The organism is Desulfobulbus alkaliphilus (assembly GCF_016918545.1).
Lineage (GTDB): Bacteria > Desulfobacterota > Desulfobulbia > Desulfobulbales > Desulfobulbaceae > Desulfobulbus > Desulfobulbus alkaliphilus.
In genome coordinates this window covers 1-436 of sequence record NZ_JAFFQC010000271.1, presented here as the reverse complement: position 1 = coordinate 436, position 436 = coordinate 1, and the positions used below count along the sequence as shown (strand labels likewise).

Sequence of the window (436 nt, the reverse complement as noted above, 5' to 3'; positions counted from 1 at the left end):
GATGGTCGCCGCCCATCCCGAAATCTTCGGCTGGCTGGATATCGACAAGAAATCCATGTCCATTCTGATTCCGGTTTACGGCTTCATCGCCTCCGTTCTCCCCGTCTGGCTGCTGCTGCTGCCGCGAGACTATCTCTCCACCTTCCTGAAAGTGGGCACCATTCTGGCGCTGGCCATCGGCATCATCTTTGTCATGCCGCACTTCAACATGCCTCCTTTCACTAAGTTTGTTGAAGGCGGCGGCCCCATTGTCGGCGGCCCTGTCATTCCCTTCATCTTTATTACCATCGCCTGCGGCGCGCTCTCCGGCTTCCATGCCACCATCGGCACCGGAACCACGCCCAAGATGATTGGCCGGGAACACGATGTGCTCTTTGTAGGCTACGGTGCCATGCTGCTCGAAGGTTTCGTGGCCATTATGGCGCTGATTGCCGCC

Annotated in this window: 1 protein-coding gene; it reads left to right on the top strand. The window is 57.8% G+C overall.

The window, feature by feature from the left end:
• A partial coding sequence (locus JWG43_RS18480) for a carbon starvation CstA family protein (RefSeq protein ID WP_275888517.1) occupies positions 1 to 436 on the top strand: 436 nt, incomplete at both ends.